The organism is Priestia sp. P5_B4, assembly GCF_056400385.1.
In genome coordinates this window covers 1-3,034 of record NZ_JBFULJ010000463.1, presented here as the reverse complement: position 1 = coordinate 3,034, position 3,034 = coordinate 1, and the positions used below count along the sequence as shown (strand labels likewise).

Here is a 3,034-nt window from a genome sequence, read left to right as displayed (position 1 = left end):
AGCTTCAGCAACAGTACTAATGGGTCCAGCCAACATGTTCAGTGGAAATAACAAAATAAATCCTACCATTAATATTCTCTTCATAAAAACTACTCCTTCCAAATTAAGTGATTATCGCCCTTATTATTTGTATAGGAGATTTTTTACATTCTTTAAAATGTTACTTTCCAACATTAATTCTTTATAGAGTACCGCCACATGCTTAATCAGCTAACACTTATGAAAGGTTACAGAGGATATCTTTCTGTAAGATTATAGTAGAAAAATTCAAATCCTAGGCCCTTGTATTTATCTATTCATAAATGGTATTGCTTGTCTCATATGCTTATATAAAATTCTAAAAGAGAAAAGAGGTGAAAAATGTGAAGCATGTGCTGATGGTATGTAATCAACATGTGAAGGATGGACTTGTACGCCTTGAAATTCCCCATGTAAAAAAGATTCACTACTCTAAACACACCTGTTCTTTTTGTAATAAAAAGGCAGAAATAAAAATTTATTATTCCATCGCTCAAAAATATAGTAAAACCAATTCTATAGTATGAAGAGCCTATAATCCGGCCTTTTTTTAGCAAAAATAACGCTGCAATACTGGTTCTACATTTGGTGATCTTTTACTAATGTTTAGGGTTGAAAATCAAAGAGGACTAATTAATATATTTTCTTTTTAGACAGAATTTCCCTTCATCTAAATAATATATTGGATAGAAAAATACGTTAAAAAAGCTCAAGTCTGAAAAGATTTGAGCTTTTTTATGTGAGCCTAAGCATGTCCAGACATAAAGCAGAATAACTTAGAATGAAACTATTTTACAATTGTAGGAGGAGTAATAATGACTAATGCATTTGTTGCACAATCCTTAGATGAAATTCGTTTTTGGTCAAGAATTATGAAAGAACACTCATTGTTTCTTCGATTAGGTTTCAGGTGTGAGGATACACAATTAATTAATGAGGCGAATCAATTTTATCATTTGTTTGAAGATATTGAACAACGGTCTCATTCCTTTACTCATCAAACAGATCCGGAGCAAATGAAAAGATTCAATTCAGAAGTCCAACAAGCAGCCACAGGTATATTTGCTTTTAAGAGAAAAGTTTTAGGCTTAATCCTGACCTGTAAACTACCGGGTTCAAATAACTTTCCTCTTTTGGTTGATCATACTAGTAGAGAAGCCAACTATTTTAGAAAACGATTAATTGAATTAAACGAAGGAAAATTGAAGCCACTCGCTGATTCCATTATCAAGGAAAATGTCTTCTTTTTAAGAATTATGGCTGATCATGCCCAGTTTATAGGTCATCTTCTTGATCCATCCGAAAGAAAACTTGTTGATATGGCCAGAAACTTCAGTCATGATTTTGATCAATTAATTTTTCAAGCAAGAGATTTAGAGTCTATGAAACCACAATCTCAAACGGTTCCTCTTTTAGATCAATTTCTTGATCAGAATCGTGTTTCTGTAGCTTCCCTTCGGGACTTTAAAAAAACAGCCAGAGATTTAATTGAGGAATGTAAAATTAAAAGCATTATCCATCCTCTTCTGRCTGATCATGTTTTTCGAGAAGCTGAAAGGTTCCTTCATATTATCGATATGTTTGAACAGAGTCTTCAAGCACATAAATAATACATTGATGTTAAATTTAAACTTTCTTCTTTATGAATCTTAATGATTTAACTTCAAAGGGCTTCGGATTTTAATGAAGCCTTTTGTTGTTATCTTTCGAAGTATCTTATAACCATAGCATTGCTGTTGAATATACGGGAAATTGAGAGGAGGACCAGCAAGTGACGTCTACTTTTATAGGAATAGACTCTAATCAACAAAATAATTATTTTGATGCGATCAACGCTGCCTTAGAAAAAGGAATGGCTGCCAAAGAGGTAGCCTGCTCAATCACAACGGGCTTCCGAAGAGTTCCTTCTATGCGTGTTGCCCCAGGACTGAATACGTATCATGCTTCTGTAGCCGATATTGGCTACGGGTTTGATGCAGTACAAGGTACAATTAGTCGTATCCGTCAAGGAGAATCTATTGAACTTGCAAAGGAAATGCTTGTGTTTGATCTTGACACACTGCGTATTAGTGAGAAGCAATTAAGGCCTAATTTTGAACTTGCCGTAAAAAGAGCCAATTCTGATGCTTTTTACTTAATTGAACAAAGTCGGCATCTGCATCATCAAATCTTTGAAGTAATTAAAGAGGCAATTAGGCTTGGTCGAGCTCTGTTGGGTCCCGAGTGGGAGACTATACGGGCAAATATAGAAGAAATTCAGGCGATACCACGTCTTTAGAGGAGAGGAGGATAGAAAAATGTTTCCTAACGCAGAGTTTTTAAATATGAGTGTAGATCAACAGCGATACCTATTGGACTGGTGGAACACAACGGAATCAGCCAAGTCGATTGTGAGACGTTTAGTTTCATTGGTAAGTGAACTAAGATTACATCCTGAATCAAGCCACGCAGATGGAATGATTCTTTTTTATAGGGCTGTTTCAGAAGTTTCATACGGATATGCAGGTACAAGAGGATGTATACGCAGGGCGTTTAACGATGAATACGGTGAATCTCTGAGAAGGAATATAACCATGTGCCACGGGTTTGCACGTAAGTTTTCCGTAGATACAAAAGTTCTTCTTGAACGAGTAGCTAAGCAGATTACTGGACCGAACGCCCTAGAACTGATACATCGTATTCGAGAGGTATTGAAAGAAAATGATGTGATGTTACACGAGATGGAGATAAAAGCTCATGCTTTCTACGAAAAGGCAAGTCACTAAAGAATGTAGGTTTAGGTGAGTGCATTTCTTAGGTTCTATTGGGGGATTTTAGATTTTCTACGCAGAAATAAATTAGTTTTTTAGATACATTCAAAGGATCGCCAGTATAGGTGGTCTTTTTTGTTACTGTCCTTAGGGTTATGGGCGTATGAGATACCCCGTACTATACAGCATTTGAATTATTATTTCCTCAACATTACAAGGTACACATAAATGAATTAAAAACAAATATCTTCACACTCCCAATAAAT

General features: G+C 35.3%; 3 protein-coding genes. All 3 read left to right on the top strand.

Annotated elements, in window-relative coordinates:
* Positions 1-833: 833 nt before the first annotated feature.
* A complete protein-coding gene (locus tag AC1DRF_RS21340) occupies positions 834-1,628 on the top strand; it encodes a DUF2935 domain-containing protein (protein ID WP_477741630.1) in 795 nt (264 codons plus the stop codon).
* A 161-nt stretch (positions 1,629-1,789) separates the two neighbouring features.
* Positions 1,790-2,296, top strand: a complete 507-nt coding sequence (locus AC1DRF_RS21335; RefSeq protein WP_477741629.1) for a hypothetical protein — start codon at positions 1,790-1,792, stop codon at positions 2,294-2,296.
* A gap of 19 nt (positions 2,297-2,315) precedes the next feature.
* Positions 2,316-2,783, top strand: coding sequence for a hypothetical protein (locus tag AC1DRF_RS21330; RefSeq protein WP_427077140.1), 468 nt, complete (start codon positions 2,316-2,318; stop codon positions 2,781-2,783).
* The last annotated feature ends 251 nt before the right edge of the window (positions 2,784-3,034 follow it).